Consider the following 16,286-nt stretch of genomic DNA (forward strand, 5'->3'; position numbering starts at 1 on the left):
AAATAAAGTGCGGTCTAAATTTAACCCTTTTTTGGATTTGATTAACAATGGAAAATTATCCTCTTTTATCACTGATTAATTCACCAGACGATTTACGTCTTTTAAATAAAGATCAGCTCCCTCAGTTGTGTAAGGAACTACGCGGATATTTATTGGAAAGTGTTAGTCAAAGCAGTGGACATTTGGCATCTGGGCTTGGCACAGTGGAACTAACGGTAGCATTGCATTATGTGTTTAAAACCCCTTTCGATCAGCTGATTTGGGACGTGGGGCATCAAGCCTATCCGCACAAAATTCTCACAGGTCGCCGCGAAAGAATGTCCACCATTCGGCAAAAAAATGGGCTTCACCCGTTCCCTTGGCGTGATGAAAGCGAATTTGATGTGCTGAGCGTGGGGCATTCTTCCACCTCTATTAGTGCAGGATTGGGGATTGCGGTAGCCGCACAAAAAGAAAACGCAGGGCGTAAAACCATTTGTGTGATTGGCGATGGGGCGATTACCGCAGGAATGGCGTTTGAGGCCTTAAATCACGCTGGATCATTACATACAGATATGCTTGTTATTCTCAATGATAATGAAATGTCGATTTCAGAAAATGTCGGGGCATTGAACAATTATCTTGCCCGCTTATTTTCAGGCTCGCTCTACTCTACCCTACGAGAAAGTGGAAAAAAAATCTTAGCGGGTGTGCCGCCGATCAAAGAATTTGTCAAAAAGACGGAAGAGCACGTTAAAGGCTTTGTTTCCCCGATCGGCACGATGTTTGAAGAACTGGGTTTTAATTATATTGGCCCGATTGACGGTCATAATGTGGAAGAATTAATTACCACCTTGAGCAATATGCGAACCCTAAAAGGCCCGCAATTTCTGCACATCAAAACCAAAAAAGGCAAAGGCTATGAACCCGCGGAGAAAGATCCTATCGGCTTCCACGGCGTGCCAAAATTTGACCCCTCAAGTGGCAAATTGCCGAAATCCAACACGCCAACCTACTCACAAATTTTCGGCAACTGGCTATGCGAAATGGCAGCGCAAGATCCGAAATTAATCGGCATCACCCCCGCAATGCGTGAAGGCTCAGGAATGGTGGAATTTTCCAACCGTTTCCCTGAGCAATATTTTGACGTTGCCATTGCTGAACAGCACGCCGTTACCTTTGCCGCGGGGCTTGCCATTGCAGGCTTTAAACCTGTGGTTGCCATTTATTCCACTTTTTTACAGCGCGCCTACGATCAGGTAATCCACGACGTGGCAATTCAAAATCTGCCCGTGCTTTTTGCTATTGATCGGGCAGGTGTTGTAGGGGCTGACGGGCAAACGCACCAAGGGGCGTTCGATCTCAGTTTTCTGCGTTGCATTCCGAATTTGGTGATTATGACCCCAAGCGATGAAAATGAATGTCGCCAAATGCTTTACACGGGCTATCAATGTGGCAAACCTGCCGCCGTGCGTTATCCGCGTGGCAATGCTTTAGGTGTCGCCCTTGAACCTCTCGCTATGCTGCAAATCGGAAAAGGGAAAATCCTGCGAGAAGGACAACATATCGCCATTTTAAACTTTGGGACGCTGCTGCCAAATGCGAAAGCGGTGGCAGAGAAATTAAACGCTACACTGGTTGATATGCGATTTGTCAAACCGCTTGATGAAGCCTTAATTTTACAACTTGCCGAAAACCATTCTTTATTGGTTACGCTGGAAGAAAATGCCATTCAAGGCGGGGCGGGAAGTGCCGTTGCGGAAGTGCTAAATTCTCAACAAAAAAACACCGCACTTTTACAACTCGGCTTGCCTGATTTCTTTATCCCACAAGGAACACAACAAGAAATTTTGGCAGATTTAAAACTCGACGTAGAAGGCATTGAAGAGCAAATTATAAATTTTTTACAAAAAAGTGAAAAAATCTAAAATCTCGATGAACTATTTGCCGCCGCAATGGTCTTAGTAAATGCTAGTGTGTTGTAATGATAAGTGCGACAGTCTTTTTCAAAAAATTTTTCATTAAAAACCTCTCTGCCACATTTTATTAAATGTGGCATTTTTTTATTTCCCTTTTAAGTTAAAGATAGAGAGCCAAAGAAATCTTAATAAGGTTTTAATCCAATAGAATGGCATATTATTTTTTAATCTAGATAGATATAATTTAAAGATATAACATCTCTATGAAATATACCATTAACTTTATTAAATATTAATTTAAGGTTAAAATAGTCAAATTAATGGAATTTGTAAAACTCAATAGTTAAGGTAAAACTTTAATGTCACTATCAACAAAACAAAAACAATATTTAAAAGGATTAGCCCATCATTTAAATCCTGTTGTCATGTTAGGTGGGAATGGATTAACCGAGGGGGTGATTGCGGAAATAGACAATACACTAAATCACCATGAATTGATTAAAGTAAAAATTTCTGGTGCCGATCGTGAAACTAAGCAACTTATTATTAATGCAATCTTAAGAGAAACTCAGGCTGTTGCTATTCAAACAATTGGGCATATTCTCGTACTCTACCGACCAAGCGAAGAGCATAAGATTGTTTTGCCTAAAAAATAGCGACCCTATGAACAGCACCTAACAGGATGATTATACAACTAAATAAAAAGCTAAGCCCTGTGCAATACAGGGCTTAGTTTTTGAGCTAAAGATATCTAACTTTTGAAGTATATTTCTATACGCTCTATTTTTATTTGTACTCCACACTAATAATCTCAAATTCAACCATACCCCCGGGGGTTGAAATAGTCACACTATCGTCAATCTCTTTACCAATTAATCCGCGAGCAATTGGCGAATTAACGGAAATTAGCCCCTGCTTAATATCAGCCTCATCATCCCCCACAATCTGATAGCTCACTTCTTCATCGGTATTTACATTTAATAGCACTATTGTAGCCCCAAATATCACCCTTCCATTATTGGGTATTTTCGTAACATCTATTATTTGGCTATTTGCAAGTTTTCCTTCAATTTCTTGAATTCTTCCTTCACAAAATCCTTGTTGCTCGCGTGCTGCATGATATTCCGCATTTTCTTTTAAATCGCCATGTTCACGCGCTTCAGCTATCGCTTTAATGATCTCAGGACGACGTATATTCTTTAAGAACTCAAGTTCTTCTTTTAATTGTTCCGCTCCACGTACTGTCATTGGAATCTGTCGCATAATCAATCCTTGTTCCTTTTCTAACTAAAATAAACCCACAACGAAGTCATACCTCTTCGTTATCACAAATAAAAATTCTACCCTAACCCGAGAAATAATTTTACTCAGAATTAAATCCTCTATATTATTGTTCTTCTATAAAAAAATAGCAACTAAGATGGCTTCTTATATCTAAAATAATAAGGAATTAGATGAAACTTCAACATATTTATTTATATCCAATAAAATCAACACAACCTTACGAAGTTTCTCAGGCTGTTGTTTATCCCCAAGGGCTTAATTTTGATAGAGAATTTATGCTCACTGAACTTGATGGCACATTTATTACAGCAAGAAAAGATGCCCTGCTTTATTCATTTTCGGCTTTCCCTACTCCATCTGGTCTGTATATTCAATACAAAAATTATTCCGATATTCAAGTTGAATATCAAGATTTTCAACAAATCCAGCCCTGTGAAGTATGGCATAATAATTTTCGATCTTTCGTCGCCCCTGAAGAGATTAATCAATGGTTTAGTAAAATCATTGGAAGATCAGTACAATTACGCTGGCTAGGTAAAAACTCACAGCGAACCATAAAACGCTACCCTAATCACCCCCTTTCTTTTGCAGATGGTTATCCGCTATTACTTACGACCGAGTCTTCATTCAATGTAGTTCAACAATCTGGCCCAATTTCAATTTCTGCCCTACAGTTTAGACCTAATATTATTATTGAAGGATTATCACCTTTTGAAGAACAGCAATGGGAAAAAATTCAAATTGGTAATGTTATTTTTTTACATAGTAAACCTTGTGAGCGTTGTACATTGATCACAAGAAATCTACTGGATAAATATCAAATGGAGCCTAAAATGGAGCCATTCAGAACATTGAAAAAAATGAATACAAATGAGCAAGGAATGCCTTTATTTGGAATCAACCTAATTCCACTTAGCACTGGCACCATCAGAAATGGGGATGAGGTAAAAGTTTTATCTTATCGTTAAATTAAGTGCGGTATTTTTCTCAAGTAAAATATCGCTATTTAACTAATAAATCTATCAGAACTAATTTTTTAAATATTTCTCAATCAACTCAGCCATTTGCGTAGCGGGGAAATGGTTTGCTTGCCGTAAGCAATGAACAACGCTTTGTTTGTTTTCATCGGATTGATTTTGGCTCAATTTATATTTGCCTTCAATCTGTTCAATCACACTGTTCAATCACAATTTTAAATCCGATAATGCCTCGACATTCTGATTGAATATAGCTCTCTGGGGCATCACTGAGTTGCCAAGGCGGGGTTTGGTGTTGTTCAAAGTAATGCGTTTGCTTGGCTAGAATCGCTTTCATTTCCTCAAAGTTATCAATGAGTTGGAATTTTCCTCGCATATGCACCACTTGATAATTCCAAGTAGGAACAGCTTTGTGATCTCGTGCTTTCGATAGGTAATATAGTCGTTTGATTTCAAAATAATCCTGCGTTACTTCGCCTTGCCGTATTATTTATACTGTCTGCGGCTCGTTGCCTTGTCTTATTTTGAACTGAAACGACTAAAATTCGCACTAATATAATGCCCCGCATTTTGAAAAATAATCAGCCAAGATTGCTCGGGATGTGCATTTTTCCAAAAACGATTACCTTTGGCAAAAGGTCCATATAAACAACCAAACTCAGCCCCGTCCTCTTCCGCCCAAATTAACGGTAAATAGCTCGCATCCCCCCCATTCGAGCTTGCGGCAACGAGTATCGCAAAAGGATTTTGTACGACAAACTGGCGTAATTCCTGAAGCTCTTGCTGTTTAAATTTGCTTGGGGTGTACATTATGCTGTTCCGTTCTACTTTTCTTTCGCTTAAATATGGCGATTATCATTCGCCTGTTGCAAAAGCTGGCGGCTTTCTTTGAGGAATTGTTCCGAATAATCGCCAAACCAGTCGCGAACTTGGTTAAAGGCTTGGATAAAGCTTTGTTTATCCCCTTGCTCAAAGAATTTGAGGCTTTCTTCATAACTTTGTTTTAAGCTTTCAATCACGGCAAGGTTTTCGGGCTTATCCATAATAATATCCGCATACAACGCCCCGTCTTGAGCAAATAAACGCCCGATCATAGCCAATTCCAAACGATAAATCGGCGAAGACAACGCAAGCAATTTAGCTAAATCCACTAGTTGCTTAGATAAATGCAAGCCATTGGCGAAGGTAGCAAAATGGCGTAAGGCTTGAATATAGGTCATACTTTGATCGTGTTCGCCTGCGTCCACTTGGTAGATTTTCGCTCCCCAAATGCTAATTTGATCAAGCAACCACTGATAACGTTCAGGAAAACGCCCATCACAACGTACGACCACTTGTTTTGCCATACTCGCAATATCAGGCCCAAACATTGGGTGTAAGCCCACCACTGCCCCTTTATGCACAGCTAACATTTTAGCCAGCGGAGCTTTTTTCACTGAGGTGAGATCCGTCAGCAACATTTCTTCATTGAGGTACGGGGCGAGGCGTTCAATAGTTTCCACCGTATTCACAATCGGCACAGACACTATCACCACATTCGCCCCCGCTAAGATCTGCTCAGCCCTCTCCCAATCGTTTCGCCCTAAATTTTCAACCTGATAGCCTGAAAGTTGCAAATAACGCCCAAATAGCCCGCCCAGTTTCCCGTTTCCGCCAACAATGACGATTTTTTTGATATGCGGATCGACCGTTTTAAAGCCAAACTGATTTTCACGGCTATAAGACTCTCGCATTAAACGGCGTAGCACATCTTCGATCAAATCAGGGGGAATGCCAAGATTTTCCGCCTCTTGCCGTCTGGCTTGCAACATCGCCGCTTCTCGCTCAGGTACATAAATCGGCAAACCTTGCTGATGCTTAATTTCTCCCACTTTTTTCACCAAAGCAAGCCGTTTGGCAAAGAGATGTAATAATTCGTGATCCAGCTCGTCAATTTCTGTGCGTAATGCGTTTAATGCGTCCACCTGACTGTCCTTATTTCTTTACAGTGATTTTGATTTATTGGCTAATGCGTGCGTCATTTGGCGTAAAAGTTGCTCACTTGTCACCCAATCAATACAGGCATCGGTGATCGACACGCCATATTGCATTTCGCTCACAGGCTGCTCTGCCGATTGATTGCCCGCGTTAAGATGACTTTCTAACATTACACCAATAATCGACTGATTGCCATTCACAATTTGCTGAATGACATCTTCTGCTACAATCGGCTGGCGGCGGTAGTCTTTATTTGAATTGCCGTGGCTACAATCCACCATAATCGCTGCTTCTAGCCCTGAATTTTGTAGCTCTTGCTCCGCTTGTTGCACAAATTCCGCTTGGTAATTCGGTGCTTTGCCGCCGCGTAAAATAATATGCCCGTCAGGGTTGCCTGCCGTATGCAATAAATTCACTTGCCCTTGCTGATTAATGCCGATAAAACTATGTCCCATTGCGGAGGCTTTCATTGCGTTAATCGCGGTGGCGATACTGCCGTCAGTGCCGTTTTTAAAACCCACAGCCATTGATAAGCCTGAGGCTAATTCGCGATGGGTTTGAGATTCCGTGGTTCTCGCCCCAATCGCCGACCAGCTAAATAAATCCGCCATATATTGCGGTGTAATCGGGTCAAGGGCTTCGGTTGCCAGTGGAAAACCCATTTCTGCCAATTCTAATAATAATTGGCGGGCAATGTGCAAGCCGTGTTCCACATCAAAACTGCCGTCAATTTTTGGATCATTAATCAACCCTTTCCAACCGACGGTAGTGCGGGGCTTTTCAAAATATACCCGCATTACGATGTAAAGCTGATCTTTCACTTCGTCCGCGAGGGCTTTTAATTTTTTCGCATAATCAATCGCTGCCAAGGGATCGTGAATGGAACAAGGCCCAATCACCACCAACAAACGCGGATCTTTTTTATGAATGATATTGGCAATATCTCGGCGAGATTGTTCAATTTGCTGACGTAAATGAGCGGGCAGGGGTAATTTGGCTTTTAGCTCGCTTGGCGTGATTAACACTTTTTCATTCACAATATTCACATTATGTATACTATCTTTATGAGCGACATTGTTCATTTTGCTTTCCTATTTGCTTTTTTATGTTTCATTGTTTTTGTTTCATTTTCTTTGTTTCATTGCCTTTACGGCTACCAATTAGAGTGTAAATTTTTATATACAACAAATGTAAGGTGTAAATTACACTTAAATTTTCCCAAGTTCAACTTCTTTTTACGCAACGGCAGAAAATTTTTGCCAAATTGGCAGAACAGTTTCAGGCAAATGGAGGGAACGCCCTAGTTCAATCCAACCGCAAGGAAAGTGAAAATCTGACCCTACCGAGCCATAAAGCCCCTGTTCCACTGCCCAACGAGCAAGCAATAACCGCTGATCTTTGGTTTGCCCACAGCCAGCTACCTCAATGGCATCGCCGCCACTTTGTGCAAAATCGGCAATTAATTTTTTAATCCATTTTGTGGTTAAGGTGTAGCGTAACGGGTGTGCCAACACCGCTTGCCCGCCCGCTTGATGAATAATCTCAATGGCATTGGGAATATCCACCCACTCTGCTTTAACATAGGCAGATTTTCCTTGCGAGAGATACTTTTTAAAGGCTTGATTGATATTGGATACCTTGCCGATTTCCACTAAATAGCGGGCGTAATGGGCTCGGGTTACTTCCCCTTGGGTAAATTTTTTCGCCCCTTCAAAGGCATTTTCAACACCGATCTTAGCCAGTTTTTCGCCAATTTTCACCGCTCTTTCTAAGCGTTTCTCCGCTTGTTGTTGTAAAAGTGCGGTCATTTTTGGGTGCGTTTTTTCAAAATCCAATCCCACAATGTGAATGGCTCGATTTTCCCACTGGGTAGAAATCTCAACGCCATTAATCAACCGCATTCCCAATCGATCAGCCTGAGCCTGAGCTTCGTCCAAGCCTGAAATGCTATCGTGATCCGTCAAGGCTAACACCGAAACCTGCTGTTCATAGGCACGTTGCACCACTTCACTCGGGCTTAACACCCCGTCTGAAGCGGTGCTGTGGCAATGTAAGTCATAAATTTGATTCATTCTGTTTCCTAAATAAAAGGGGTAATAATCCCGCGTTTTGCTTTTTAAGGGCACTCGATTTCAAAGGAATACCGCATTAGCTTGCTTTACCGTACTCATTGTACTGCCAGCGGATCAATGTTGAACGTAAACGACAATAATTTTAACGCTCAAGGCTTTCGTCTCACCGTTTTTGTTCAAATACAATGTAACAAAGTAAGGGAATGAGCAACGCCCTATGATGTTGAAAACAAGCAACGATAAAAGTGCGGTGCGTTTTTCAAGCGTTTTTCCGCAAAAAATAGGGGCGGACGCATTCGTCCACCCGTTTTATCACTAAGGTGATTGCGAGAACAAGGCATAATTAAATATGCTTCACTAACTCACGAATTAACGCAGGGCCGTGATAAATCAAGCCCGAATATACTTGCAGAAGCTCTGCCCCTGCGGCGATTTTTTCTTTCGCACTAGCAAGGCTATCAACGCCGCCGCTGCCGATAATCGGGATTTCGCCTTGTAACTCTTGCTGTAGTCTTGCGATGATTTGGGTGCTTTTTTGTTGCAACGGTTTTCCGCTTAGCCCGCCAATTTCTTGAGCGTGTTTAAGCCCTTGCACATTCTCCCTTGCAATGGTCGTGTTGGTGGCGATCACACCGTCAATGTTGTTACGGCGTAAAGTATCGGCGATTTGTACTAGCTCCGCCTCTGTCAAATCGGGGGCAATTTTCACCGCGATCGGCACATATTTGTTATATTGGTTCGCCAAAATCTGCTGACGAGCCTTAATGCTTCGCAACAAATCCTCCAACGCGTCGCCATATTGCAACTGGCGTAAATCAGGCGTGTTGGGCGATGAAATATTCACCGTGATGTAATCCGCATAGTTGTAGGCTTTGTTTAAGCAATAAAGATAATCCTCTTTACCGCGTTCAATGGGGGTAATTTTATTTTTCCCAATGTTGATGCCGATAACCCCGTCAAAGTGCGATTTTTTCACATTTTCAATCACATAATCAATGCCGCGATTATTAAAGCCATTACGATTAATAATCCCCTCCGCTTCAACAAGGCGGAACTGGCGGGGCTTCGGGTTGCCCTCTTGCCCTAAAGGCGTTACTGTTCCTACTTCAATAAAACCAAAGCCCATTGCTCCAAAGCCATCAATGGCTTCGGCGTTTTTATCTGCCCCCGCGGCAAGCCCAATGGGATTTTTAAATTTAATCCCCATAACGGTTTTTGCTTGGCCTTGCGGACAAAGAAAGAGGGTTTTGAAGAGTTGGTTAAAGGGCGGTTTTCCCGCTAATTTTAAGGCTTGAATGGTGAAATTGTGGGCGTTTTCCGCATCAAGGGAAAACAAGGCTTTTCTAATTAAAGGGTACATACTCATTGTCTCTCTGGCTCGTTTATCTCACTGGATAGTTAAACTGCATTGTCGTTTGATTTCAAGATAGGTGTTAGTTTGTCTTATTTTGAATCGAAACAACGGTAAAAAAGTGCGGTAAAAAATTACCGCACTTTTGTTTGCTACATTATTGAAGTGCTTTTTCGATTTTCTCGAATAGATCTCGAGATAAATTTTCCACTTCGCTTAATCGCTCTAAGGCTCGTTTCATCAAAGTTTGACGCTGTGCATCATAACGTTTAAAGCGAATCAACGGTTCAATTAATCTTGATGCCACTTGCGGATTGGTTTCGTTTAGGCGGATTAAAATATCCGTTAAGAACCGATAGCCCGAGCCGTCCGCCATATGGAACGCACGCGGATTTTGCCCCGCAAAGCTACCAATCAACGCACGCACGCGGTTTGGATTGGTAAAGTTAAAACTTGGGTGATCCATTAATTGCACCACATTATGCAAGACTTCCGCATTCGGGCGGGTGGCTTGCAAGGTGAACCATTTATCCATTACCAAGCCATCGTGTTGCCATTTTTGTTCAAAATCACTCAACAATTCCTCACAACAAGGAAGCTGTGCTTTGGTCGCAGCCGTGAGTGCGGCAAGGCAATCTGTCATATTATTGGCATTCATATAATGTTTATACACTAAATTATTGCCTAAATGGGTGTATGCCAAGTAGCTTAAACATAAATTCCGCAAGGCTCGCAACGCAATATCTTGTTGGGTTATTTGGTAACTTTCAAGCTGAATATGCTGATAAATGCGGAATAAATCCCCTTTCAAATGTTCCGCAAGGGTACGCAACATAAATTCACGCACCACGGCGATACCTTCAGGATCGATCGTTTTAAACAGCTCGGCAAATTCGGTTTCTTTCGGCAAGGTGAGAATTAAGGTGGTTAACTCAGGATCTTGTTGATAATTTTCCAGCACTTGATGAAGTGCGGTCAAAATTTCGCTCGAAAATGCCAAGCTTTGCCCTTGCTGATAATTGGATAAGTTACGACGTAACTCGTTATTAAACAGCATTTGTGCTGCGTCCCAACGAATAAAATCATTTTTCGCGAATTTAAGCAAAGTGATGAGCTGTTTTGTGCTGTAATCATAATCCAATTTCACAGGGGCTGAGAAATCGCATAACAGTGCTGGCACGGGGCGAGCATAAAGATTATGAAACTCAAAGGTTTGATGTTGTGCGGTAATATTCAGCACATCGCTCACCACTTCCCCATTATGTTGCAATGACTGCTCAACGCCGTTCTCATCATAAAGGGCAATTTTTAATGGAATATGTAAATTCACTTTTTCCATTTGATCTGCCGTCGCAGGGGTGTTTTGCGAAACCTGTAAACGGTAAATGTGATTGCGTTCATCATAGCTGTCGCTGATGGTTAATTCAGGCGTACCTGATTGGCTATACCAACGGCGGAATTGGGTTAAATCCACGCCTGTGGCTTTTTCCATTGCAAGAATAAAATCTTCACAAGTAGCCGCTTTGCCATCATTTTGAGCAATATATTCCCGCATTCCCGCTTGGAAGCCTTGTTCGCCCAATAAGGTATGCAACATTCTGATCACTTCCGCCCCTTTTTCATACACGGTTACGGTGTAGAAATTATTCATTTCAATCACTTTTTCAGGGCGGATTGGGTGCGACATTGGGCTTGCATCTTCAGCAAATTGCACGGTACGCAAAAATTTCACATTGTTAATACGATTTACGGCACGGGATCCCGTATCAGAAGAAAATTCTTGATCGCGGAATACGGTCAGCCCTTCTTTTAAGCTCAGTTGAAACCAATCGCGACAGGTTACACGGTTGCCTGTCCAGTTATGGAAATATTCGTGTGCGATCACGCTTTCAATCGCCAAATAATCTTCATCTGTGGCGGTTTGTGGGTTGGCTAGCACAAATTTTGAGTTGAAAATATTCAACCCTTTGTTTTCCATTGCACCCATATTGAAGAAATCCACCGCGACGATCATATAAATATCTAAATCATATTCTAGCCCGAAGCGTTCTTCGTCCCACTTCATTGATTTTTTCAGGCTTTGCATCGCCCAATCGGCACGATTTAAGTTGCCACGATCCACATAAAGCTCAAGCAACACTTCACGCCCGCTTTGTGTGGTAAAGGTATCTTGCAACAGATCAAAATCCCCTGCCACTAAGGCAAACAAATAGCTTGGTTTTGGGAACGGATCTTGCCATTCCACCCAATGCCGTCCGTCATCAAGATCACCACTGGCAATACGATTACCATTAGAAAGCAAATAAGGATACTGGGCTTTATTCGCAGTAATTTTCGTGGTGTAACGAGCAAGCACATCAGGGCGATCCAACATATAAGTAATTTGGCGGAAACCCTCCGCTTCGCACTGAGTACATAATGCCTCACCAGATTGATACAGCCCTTGCAATGAGGTATTTTCTGCAGGTTTTAGGTAAGTTGTAATTTCAAGCTGAAATTGATCCGCACTTACGCCCGTTAAGTCTAGCGTTAAACTTTCGCTATCTTGTTGATAATGTTTGAAATCTTCCCCGTTTAAACGAATGGCGGCGAATTGAAAACTGTGTCCGTCTAAATGCAATGTGGTGCTTTCTGGGTTCAAGCGTTGATATTGGCTTTTCGCCGTTACAATGGTCTTTTCAGGATCAAGTTGGAAATCAAAAAAAATATCCGTTACGGTGAAGTCAGGGGTTCGATAATCTTTTCTATATTTTGCTTTAGTCTGCATAATGATACCTAAATTGGACTATTTTTCTTTCCATTGTGCTGGAAAAATAGACGCTTTTAAAGATAAGAAAAACTTCGCTTAGGATATGATTTTTAGCGAAAAGTTGCAAGAAAAACCCATTTCGCCTTATGGGTTTACTGTGGGTTTAACATTCTCATTTTCCCTTAATTATTAATAGGCTTTCAAACTTGGAAAATCATCGCCGCTAAATTTATGAACGATACTACGCATAAAACTAAGCAAACGTTTGCTTGGTGTAAAAATCCTATGCTAGACTATCGCCATTTTTCACAGAAAGGAAGTATTATGCCAAATCAAAATGTTGAAATTGCCATTGTAATGGGATCAAAAAGCGACTGGGCAACAATGCAAGAAGCCGCACAAGTTTTAACCGACTTAAATGTGCCTCACCACGTTGAAATCGTTTCTGCTCACCGAACCCCTGATAAACTCTTCCACTTTGCCGAAACCGCTGAGCAAAAGGGCTACAAAGTCATTATTGCGGGAGCGGGCGGTGCGGCTCATTTACCTGGAATGATCGCAGCAAAAACCCTTGTGCCTGTGTTGGGTGTTCCCGTGAAAAGTGCCACTTTAAATGGTGTGGATAGTCTTTATTCTATCGTGCAAATGCCAAAAGGCATTCCTGTGGGAACATTAGCCATTGGTTCTGCAGGTGCGGTTAATGCGGGATTACTAGCGGCTCAAATTTTAGCACGTTTTAACCCTGAATTGGCTGAGCGTTTACACCAATTCCGCCAAAATCAAACGCAAATGGTGTTGGATAATCCTGATCCTAGATTGGAATAGCCTATTGCGATTCATTATATAAAGTGGGCATTTCCTGTTTAAAACTCAATCTAAACCAAAGGGAAATGCTTATTTTTCTTCTAACTCCATTCCCATTCTACACCCCATATCAGCCCCCGCTTCGCAGGCTTGTGCAAAATAGGCTTTGGCTTTTTGTTGATCTTTTGGTACACCAAACCCCTCTAAATAATAACCGCCCAGTGCGACTAAGGCTAATTCATTACCCTGTTCAGCTGATTTTTTCAGCCATTTTCGTGCTTGCTGATAATCTTGGGCTACGCCGTTGCCTTGATGATACATCATTGCAAGGTCGTATTGTGCGTCTGCCTCGCCTTGCTCTGCAGCGGCTTGAAACCACTTCACGGCTTGGCGATTGTCCTGTTTCCTCCCTTGCCCCTGAGCATACATCAATGCCAAATTATATTGTGCATCTGCCTCTCGTTGCTTTGCGGCTTTTTCAAACCATTTTGCCGCAAGTGCATAATCTTGAGCCACGCCCTCGCCCCGATAATAACTCAACGCCAAAAAGTATTGGGCTTTAGCTAAACCCTGTTCCGCCGCTTTTTGAGTCCATTTAAACGCTTGGAAATCATCTTGTTTTACCCCCTTACCCTCGTGATAAGCATTCGCCAAACTAAACTGGGCTTCCGCTACCCCTTGCTCAGCGGCTTTTGCATACCATTTAGCCGCTTGTTGGAAATCTTGCTTTACTCCCATTCCCTCGTTAAACATCGCAGCCAACATAAATTGTGCCCCACATTGCCTTGTTCTGCCAATGGCGGGAATAATTTCGCTGCCTTGTGCCATTCACCACGATCCGCTGCTTCAAAGGCTTGTTGCAACGGCTCACCGCCTGATAATATAGCTTGCTCAATTAAATCATCATTGAGTTGTGCAAACACAGGAGTTGCTCCCAACACAGTAAAAGACAACAACACCATAGCCAATAAATTTCTACTTAATTTCATCTCGTTTCCTAGTTAATTTTTCCAATGTCTTTCAACGCAATAATCCGCAGCCTTTTCGCCCACTTGCTCCATACTTTGCTCAAATTGCTTAATGGTCATCTCACCTTGATTTAAGCGTTGTTCCAACTGCATTTTATCAAATTCTGTTTGCATTTGTGAAAGCAAACAACCGCACCAAGTGGCTTTTGAAATATCCATCAATTTTGCAAGTGTACCTATTTTGCTTTCGTCATCGTTACATTTTTGATAAATGGAATAAGTCATTTCCGCTTTCAACTCAGATCCCCAATTCCCTGCTTGCACTAAAGGGGCGAAAGCAAGGCTTAAAAGTGCGGTTGTTTTTTTCATTGTTTTTCCTCTTGGTTGAATACAAGCTAAAAAGGCTTATTTAACGCCTTTCTCATTCAGCTCTCGATATTATCACAGCCCTTTTGACTCCCTGCATCACAGGCTTCGCCAAAATAGACTTTCGCTTTAGACTGATCGCTTTCCTTTTCGCCTAGCAAGATCAAGATTTTTGGCTCTTTACTCGCCACCATTTCCTCTTCTAACTGCTCAATTTTATCTTGAACAAGCGGATCATCAATTTTATCTTTCATTCCTACAATATAAATTTTTAAATCCGATAAGGTAGCAATATCCTCTTCCTGTGCGATTTCTGGAATTTCAGCCAACAACGCTACCGCTTTATCCTCATTTTTTGCTGTGCCAATGCCTAATAAATACAAAATCGCCAATTCTCTTTGTATTATTATCGGTCTAGACTGTCCTCGTGCAACCTGATAAACGCCATCCTGATGGTATATTTTGGAATTGGCATAAGCTTTATTAAACCAATAAAACGCCTTTTTCCAATCCCTTGATGCGACATTCCCATCAAAATACCATTGACCTAATTGAGCTTGAGCCCAAGCATAATCTTGCTGTGCCACTTCCTCCACTAACATTAAGGCGGTGAGCTTATCATCCTCTTCTAGTGCGTTTACTGCCAATAACATCTGACTACCTTTATCCCCAAGCTGATAGGCTTGTTTCAGAAATTCGATATATTTTTGTTGGTTGTCGTGTTTTCGTGCTTCAATAAGGGCTAACTGGCGATAAGCCATTGCAAAATGCTGTTCTGCTGCTTTTTTAAACCACGTTTCTGCTAGTGCTTTTTTATCTTTACTATCGTAATAAACCCCTAATTGATATTGTGCTGCAGCGTTGCCTTTTTCCGCCAGCAATCGTAAACGCTCATGGGGAACTTGTTCAAGGGCTTTCCAAGCTTCTTCATCGTCATAATCTCGCACTAGTTGTACATTTTTTTCTAACTGGCGAATTTCCCGTTGTTCAGGAGTGAATTGTGTATAGTAAACGCCCCCACTGATGACCGCAGAAATAAAAAGTGCGGTGAAAATTTTTGTTGTATTTTTCATTATTCTTCCTTTTCGCTAAACCAATACCATAACAGCCCACTTATCACGCCCACGGGTAAGCACACATAAGTAATTTTCACTCCCACATAGGGTAAAAAGGCAATGCAAGCGGCTAAAATCGCAAACGCCAAAAACGCCATCTTGCCAAAGAATGAAGCTAATTTTGCTCGCATTTATTTTCCCTCATTTAACATACGATACACATCACACCCATTTTGCTCTCCATTCTCACAAGCTTTGCCCGCCCACATTTTGGCAAGATTATCATCTTGTTTAACGCCTTTCCCTAAGCGATACATTATCCCCAAATTATTTTGAGCCGATGCATCTCCCTGCTCTGCGGCTTTTTGATACCATTTCACCGCTTGGAAATAATCCTGTTTTACTCCTTGTCCGTTGTCATACATTCTCCCCAATTTATATTGAGCGAATGACAATCCCTGTTCTGCTACTTTTTGACTCCATTTAAACGCTTGGAAATGCTCTTTTTTACCCTCATATGCTATACTCAAAGCAGTTTGTGCCACCACATTCCCTTGCTCTGCTAATGGTTGAGTCAAAGAAATAACCGTATCAAATTCGTTCTTTTCAAGAGCCTCCCTTACTTGTTTTAATTGTTCTCCCCCCGATAAAACAGCTTGCTGAACAAGCTCAGCGTTATTGGTTTCTGCATACGCCATTTGCGTGGTACTCAATACAGAAAGTGAAAAAAGAGCGGTGGTTAATAACGTTTTTGTGAATTTCATTGTGTTTTCCTTATATAAAGT

At 41.7% G+C, this 16,286-nt stretch carries 18 protein-coding genes; 4 read left to right on the plus strand and 14 right to left on the minus strand.

The features are described 5' to 3' along the window. Positions 1-47 precede the first annotated feature (47 nt). Both dxs and yhbY read left to right on the plus strand, forming a co-directional pair. Positions 48-1,907, plus strand: a complete 1,860-nt coding sequence (gene dxs / locus DXZ23_RS05320; RefSeq protein ID WP_017806557.1) for a 1-deoxy-D-xylulose-5-phosphate synthase — start codon at positions 48-50, stop codon at positions 1,905-1,907. 350 nt (positions 1,908-2,257) lie between these two features. Then, positions 2,258-2,554, plus strand: coding sequence for a ribosome assembly RNA-binding protein YhbY (gene yhbY / locus DXZ23_RS05325; RefSeq protein ID WP_017806556.1), 297 nt, complete (start codon positions 2,258-2,260; stop codon positions 2,552-2,554). A gap of 130 nt (positions 2,555-2,684) precedes the next feature. Here the strand turns inward: yhbY and greA are convergent, their stop codons facing one another. Further along, positions 2,685-3,161: a transcription elongation factor GreA gene (greA, locus tag DXZ23_RS05330; protein WP_017806555.1), complete on the minus strand. Its 477-nt coding sequence runs from the start codon at positions 3,159-3,161 to the stop codon at positions 2,685-2,687. Between the two features lie 191 nt (positions 3,162-3,352). Between greA and DXZ23_RS05335 the strand changes: the two genes are divergently transcribed. Next, on the plus strand, positions 3,353-4,150 hold the full coding sequence (locus tag DXZ23_RS05335; RefSeq protein ID WP_017806554.1) for an MOSC domain-containing protein: 798 nt from the start codon (positions 3,353-3,355) through the stop codon (positions 4,148-4,150). Between the two features lie 199 nt (positions 4,151-4,349). On the opposite strand, the gene DXZ23_RS05340 is transcribed toward DXZ23_RS05335, so the two are convergent. From DXZ23_RS05340 to pepN, 7 genes are all read right to left on the minus strand, one after another. Further along, positions 4,350-4,649 carry an FMN-binding negative transcriptional regulator gene (locus tag DXZ23_RS05340; protein WP_081603141.1) on the minus strand — a complete coding sequence of 100 codons (300 nt, stop codon included), beginning with the start codon at positions 4,647-4,649 and terminating at the stop codon, positions 4,350-4,352. A 29-nt stretch (positions 4,650-4,678) separates the two neighbouring features. Next, on the minus strand, positions 4,679-4,969 hold the full coding sequence (locus tag DXZ23_RS05345; RefSeq protein ID WP_017806551.1) for an FMN-binding negative transcriptional regulator: 291 nt from the start codon (positions 4,967-4,969) through the stop codon (positions 4,679-4,681). 29 nt (positions 4,970-4,998) lie between these two features. Further along, the gene (gene tyrA / locus DXZ23_RS05350) at positions 4,999-6,123 is read right to left on the minus strand and encodes a bifunctional chorismate mutase/prephenate dehydrogenase (protein ID WP_017806550.1); all 1,125 of its coding nucleotides are present in this window, start codon (positions 6,121-6,123) and stop codon (positions 4,999-5,001) included. A gap of 18 nt (positions 6,124-6,141) precedes the next feature. After that, complete coding sequence (locus DXZ23_RS05355) at positions 6,142-7,218, minus strand: 3-deoxy-7-phosphoheptulonate synthase (RefSeq protein WP_017806549.1); 1,077 nt, start codon at positions 7,216-7,218, stop codon at positions 6,142-6,144. 153 nt (positions 7,219-7,371) lie between these two features. Then, positions 7,372-8,208, minus strand: a complete 837-nt coding sequence (gene rnm / locus DXZ23_RS05360) for an RNase RNM (RefSeq protein WP_021724321.1) — start codon at positions 8,206-8,208, stop codon at positions 7,372-7,374. 343 nt (positions 8,209-8,551) lie between these two features. Next, a complete protein-coding gene (pyrD, locus tag DXZ23_RS05365; RefSeq protein ID WP_017806548.1) occupies positions 8,552-9,568 on the minus strand; it encodes a quinone-dependent dihydroorotate dehydrogenase in 1,017 nt (338 codons plus the stop codon). Positions 9,569-9,716: 148 nt separating this feature from the next. Next, positions 9,717-12,326, minus strand: a complete 2,610-nt coding sequence (pepN, locus tag DXZ23_RS05370; RefSeq protein ID WP_017806547.1) for an aminopeptidase N — start codon at positions 12,324-12,326, stop codon at positions 9,717-9,719. A gap of 306 nt (positions 12,327-12,632) precedes the next feature. Between pepN and purE the strand changes: the two genes are divergently transcribed. After that, positions 12,633-13,133 carry a 5-(carboxyamino)imidazole ribonucleotide mutase gene (gene purE, locus DXZ23_RS05375; protein ID WP_017806546.1) on the plus strand — a complete coding sequence of 167 codons (501 nt, stop codon included), beginning with the start codon at positions 12,633-12,635 and terminating at the stop codon, positions 13,131-13,133. Between the two features lie 69 nt (positions 13,134-13,202). Here the strand turns inward: purE and DXZ23_RS05380 are convergent, their stop codons facing one another. The 6 genes from DXZ23_RS05380 to DXZ23_RS05395 are packed head-to-tail and all read right to left on the minus strand — an operon-like array spanning position 13,203 to position 16,265. Next, complete coding sequence (locus DXZ23_RS05380) at positions 13,203-13,940, minus strand: tetratricopeptide repeat protein (RefSeq protein WP_081637496.1); 738 nt, start codon at positions 13,938-13,940, stop codon at positions 13,203-13,205. Continuing rightward, positions 13,841-14,101, minus strand: coding sequence for a hypothetical protein (locus DXZ23_RS15235; RefSeq protein WP_017806543.1), 261 nt, complete (start codon positions 14,099-14,101; stop codon positions 13,841-13,843). Before DXZ23_RS15235 ends, DXZ23_RS05380 begins: the two co-directional genes overlap by 100 nt. Positions 14,102-14,113: 12 nt before the next feature. Beyond that, positions 14,114-14,449 (minus strand): hypothetical protein, encoded by a 336-nt coding sequence (locus DXZ23_RS05385; RefSeq protein WP_021724326.1) that lies wholly within the window; start codon positions 14,447-14,449, stop codon positions 14,114-14,116. Positions 14,450-14,505: 56 nt separating this feature from the next. Beyond that, a complete protein-coding gene (locus tag DXZ23_RS05390) occupies positions 14,506-15,519 on the minus strand; it encodes a tetratricopeptide repeat protein (RefSeq protein ID WP_021724327.1) in 1,014 nt (337 codons plus the stop codon). Then, positions 15,519-15,692: a hypothetical protein gene (locus DXZ23_RS15360; RefSeq protein ID WP_017805851.1), complete on the minus strand. Its 174-nt coding sequence runs from the start codon at positions 15,690-15,692 to the stop codon at positions 15,519-15,521. The genes DXZ23_RS05390 and DXZ23_RS15360 overlap by 1 nt, the downstream gene beginning before the upstream one ends. Further along, entirely contained in the window at positions 15,693-16,265 is a 573-nt protein-coding gene (locus DXZ23_RS05395) for a tetratricopeptide repeat protein (protein ID WP_021724328.1), read from the minus strand. Between the last annotated feature and the right edge of the window lie 21 nt (positions 16,266-16,286).

Origin of the sequence: Avibacterium paragallinarum, from assembly GCF_900450705.1 — a bacterium.
Taxonomy (GTDB): domain Bacteria; phylum Pseudomonadota; class Gammaproteobacteria; order Enterobacterales; family Pasteurellaceae; genus Avibacterium; species Avibacterium paragallinarum.

Bases quoted from the DNA above. Each gene is read 5' to 3' on its own strand.
- dxs (WP_017806557.1), top strand. From the start codon at position 48: ATGGAAAATTATCCTCTTTTATCACTGATTAATTCACCAGACGATTTA.
- yhbY (WP_017806556.1), top strand. From the start codon at position 2,258: ATGTCACTATCAACAAAACAAAAACAATATTTAAAAGGATTAGCCCAT.
- greA (WP_017806555.1), bottom strand. From the start codon at position 3,161: ATGCGACAGATTCCAATGACAGTACGTGGAGCGGAACAATTAAAAGAA.
- DXZ23_RS05335 (WP_017806554.1), top strand. From the start codon at position 3,353: ATGAAACTTCAACATATTTATTTATATCCAATAAAATCAACACAACCT.
- DXZ23_RS05345 (WP_017806551.1), bottom strand. From the start codon at position 4,969: ATGTACACCCCAAGCAAATTTAAACAGCAAGAGCTTCAGGAATTACGC.
- DXZ23_RS05355 (WP_017806549.1), bottom strand. From the start codon at position 7,218: ATGAACAATGTCGCTCATAAAGATAGTATACATAATGTGAATATTGTG.
- rnm (WP_021724321.1), bottom strand. From the start codon at position 8,208: ATGAATCAAATTTATGACTTACATTGCCACAGCACCGCTTCAGACGGG.
- pyrD (WP_017806548.1), bottom strand. From the start codon at position 9,568: ATGTACCCTTTAATTAGAAAAGCCTTGTTTTCCCTTGATGCGGAAAAC.
- pepN (WP_017806547.1), bottom strand. From the start codon at position 12,326: ATGCAGACTAAAGCAAAATATAGAAAAGATTATCGAACCCCTGACTTC.
- purE (WP_017806546.1), top strand. From the start codon at position 12,633: ATGCCAAATCAAAATGTTGAAATTGCCATTGTAATGGGATCAAAAAGC.
- DXZ23_RS05380 (WP_081637496.1), bottom strand. From the start codon at position 13,940: ATGGCACAAGGCAGCGAAATTATTCCCGCCATTGGCAGAACAAGGCAA.
- DXZ23_RS15235 (WP_017806543.1), bottom strand. From the start codon at position 14,101: ATGAAATTAAGTAGAAATTTATTGGCTATGGTGTTGTTGTCTTTTACT.
- DXZ23_RS05385 (WP_021724326.1), bottom strand. From the start codon at position 14,449: ATGAAAAAAACAACCGCACTTTTAAGCCTTGCTTTCGCCCCTTTAGTG.
- DXZ23_RS05390 (WP_021724327.1), bottom strand. From the start codon at position 15,519: ATGAAAAATACAACAAAAATTTTCACCGCACTTTTTATTTCTGCGGTC.
- DXZ23_RS15360 (WP_017805851.1), bottom strand. From the start codon at position 15,692: ATGCGAGCAAAATTAGCTTCATTCTTTGGCAAGATGGCGTTTTTGGCG.
- DXZ23_RS05395 (WP_021724328.1), bottom strand. From the start codon at position 16,265: ATGAAATTCACAAAAACGTTATTAACCACCGCTCTTTTTTCACTTTCT.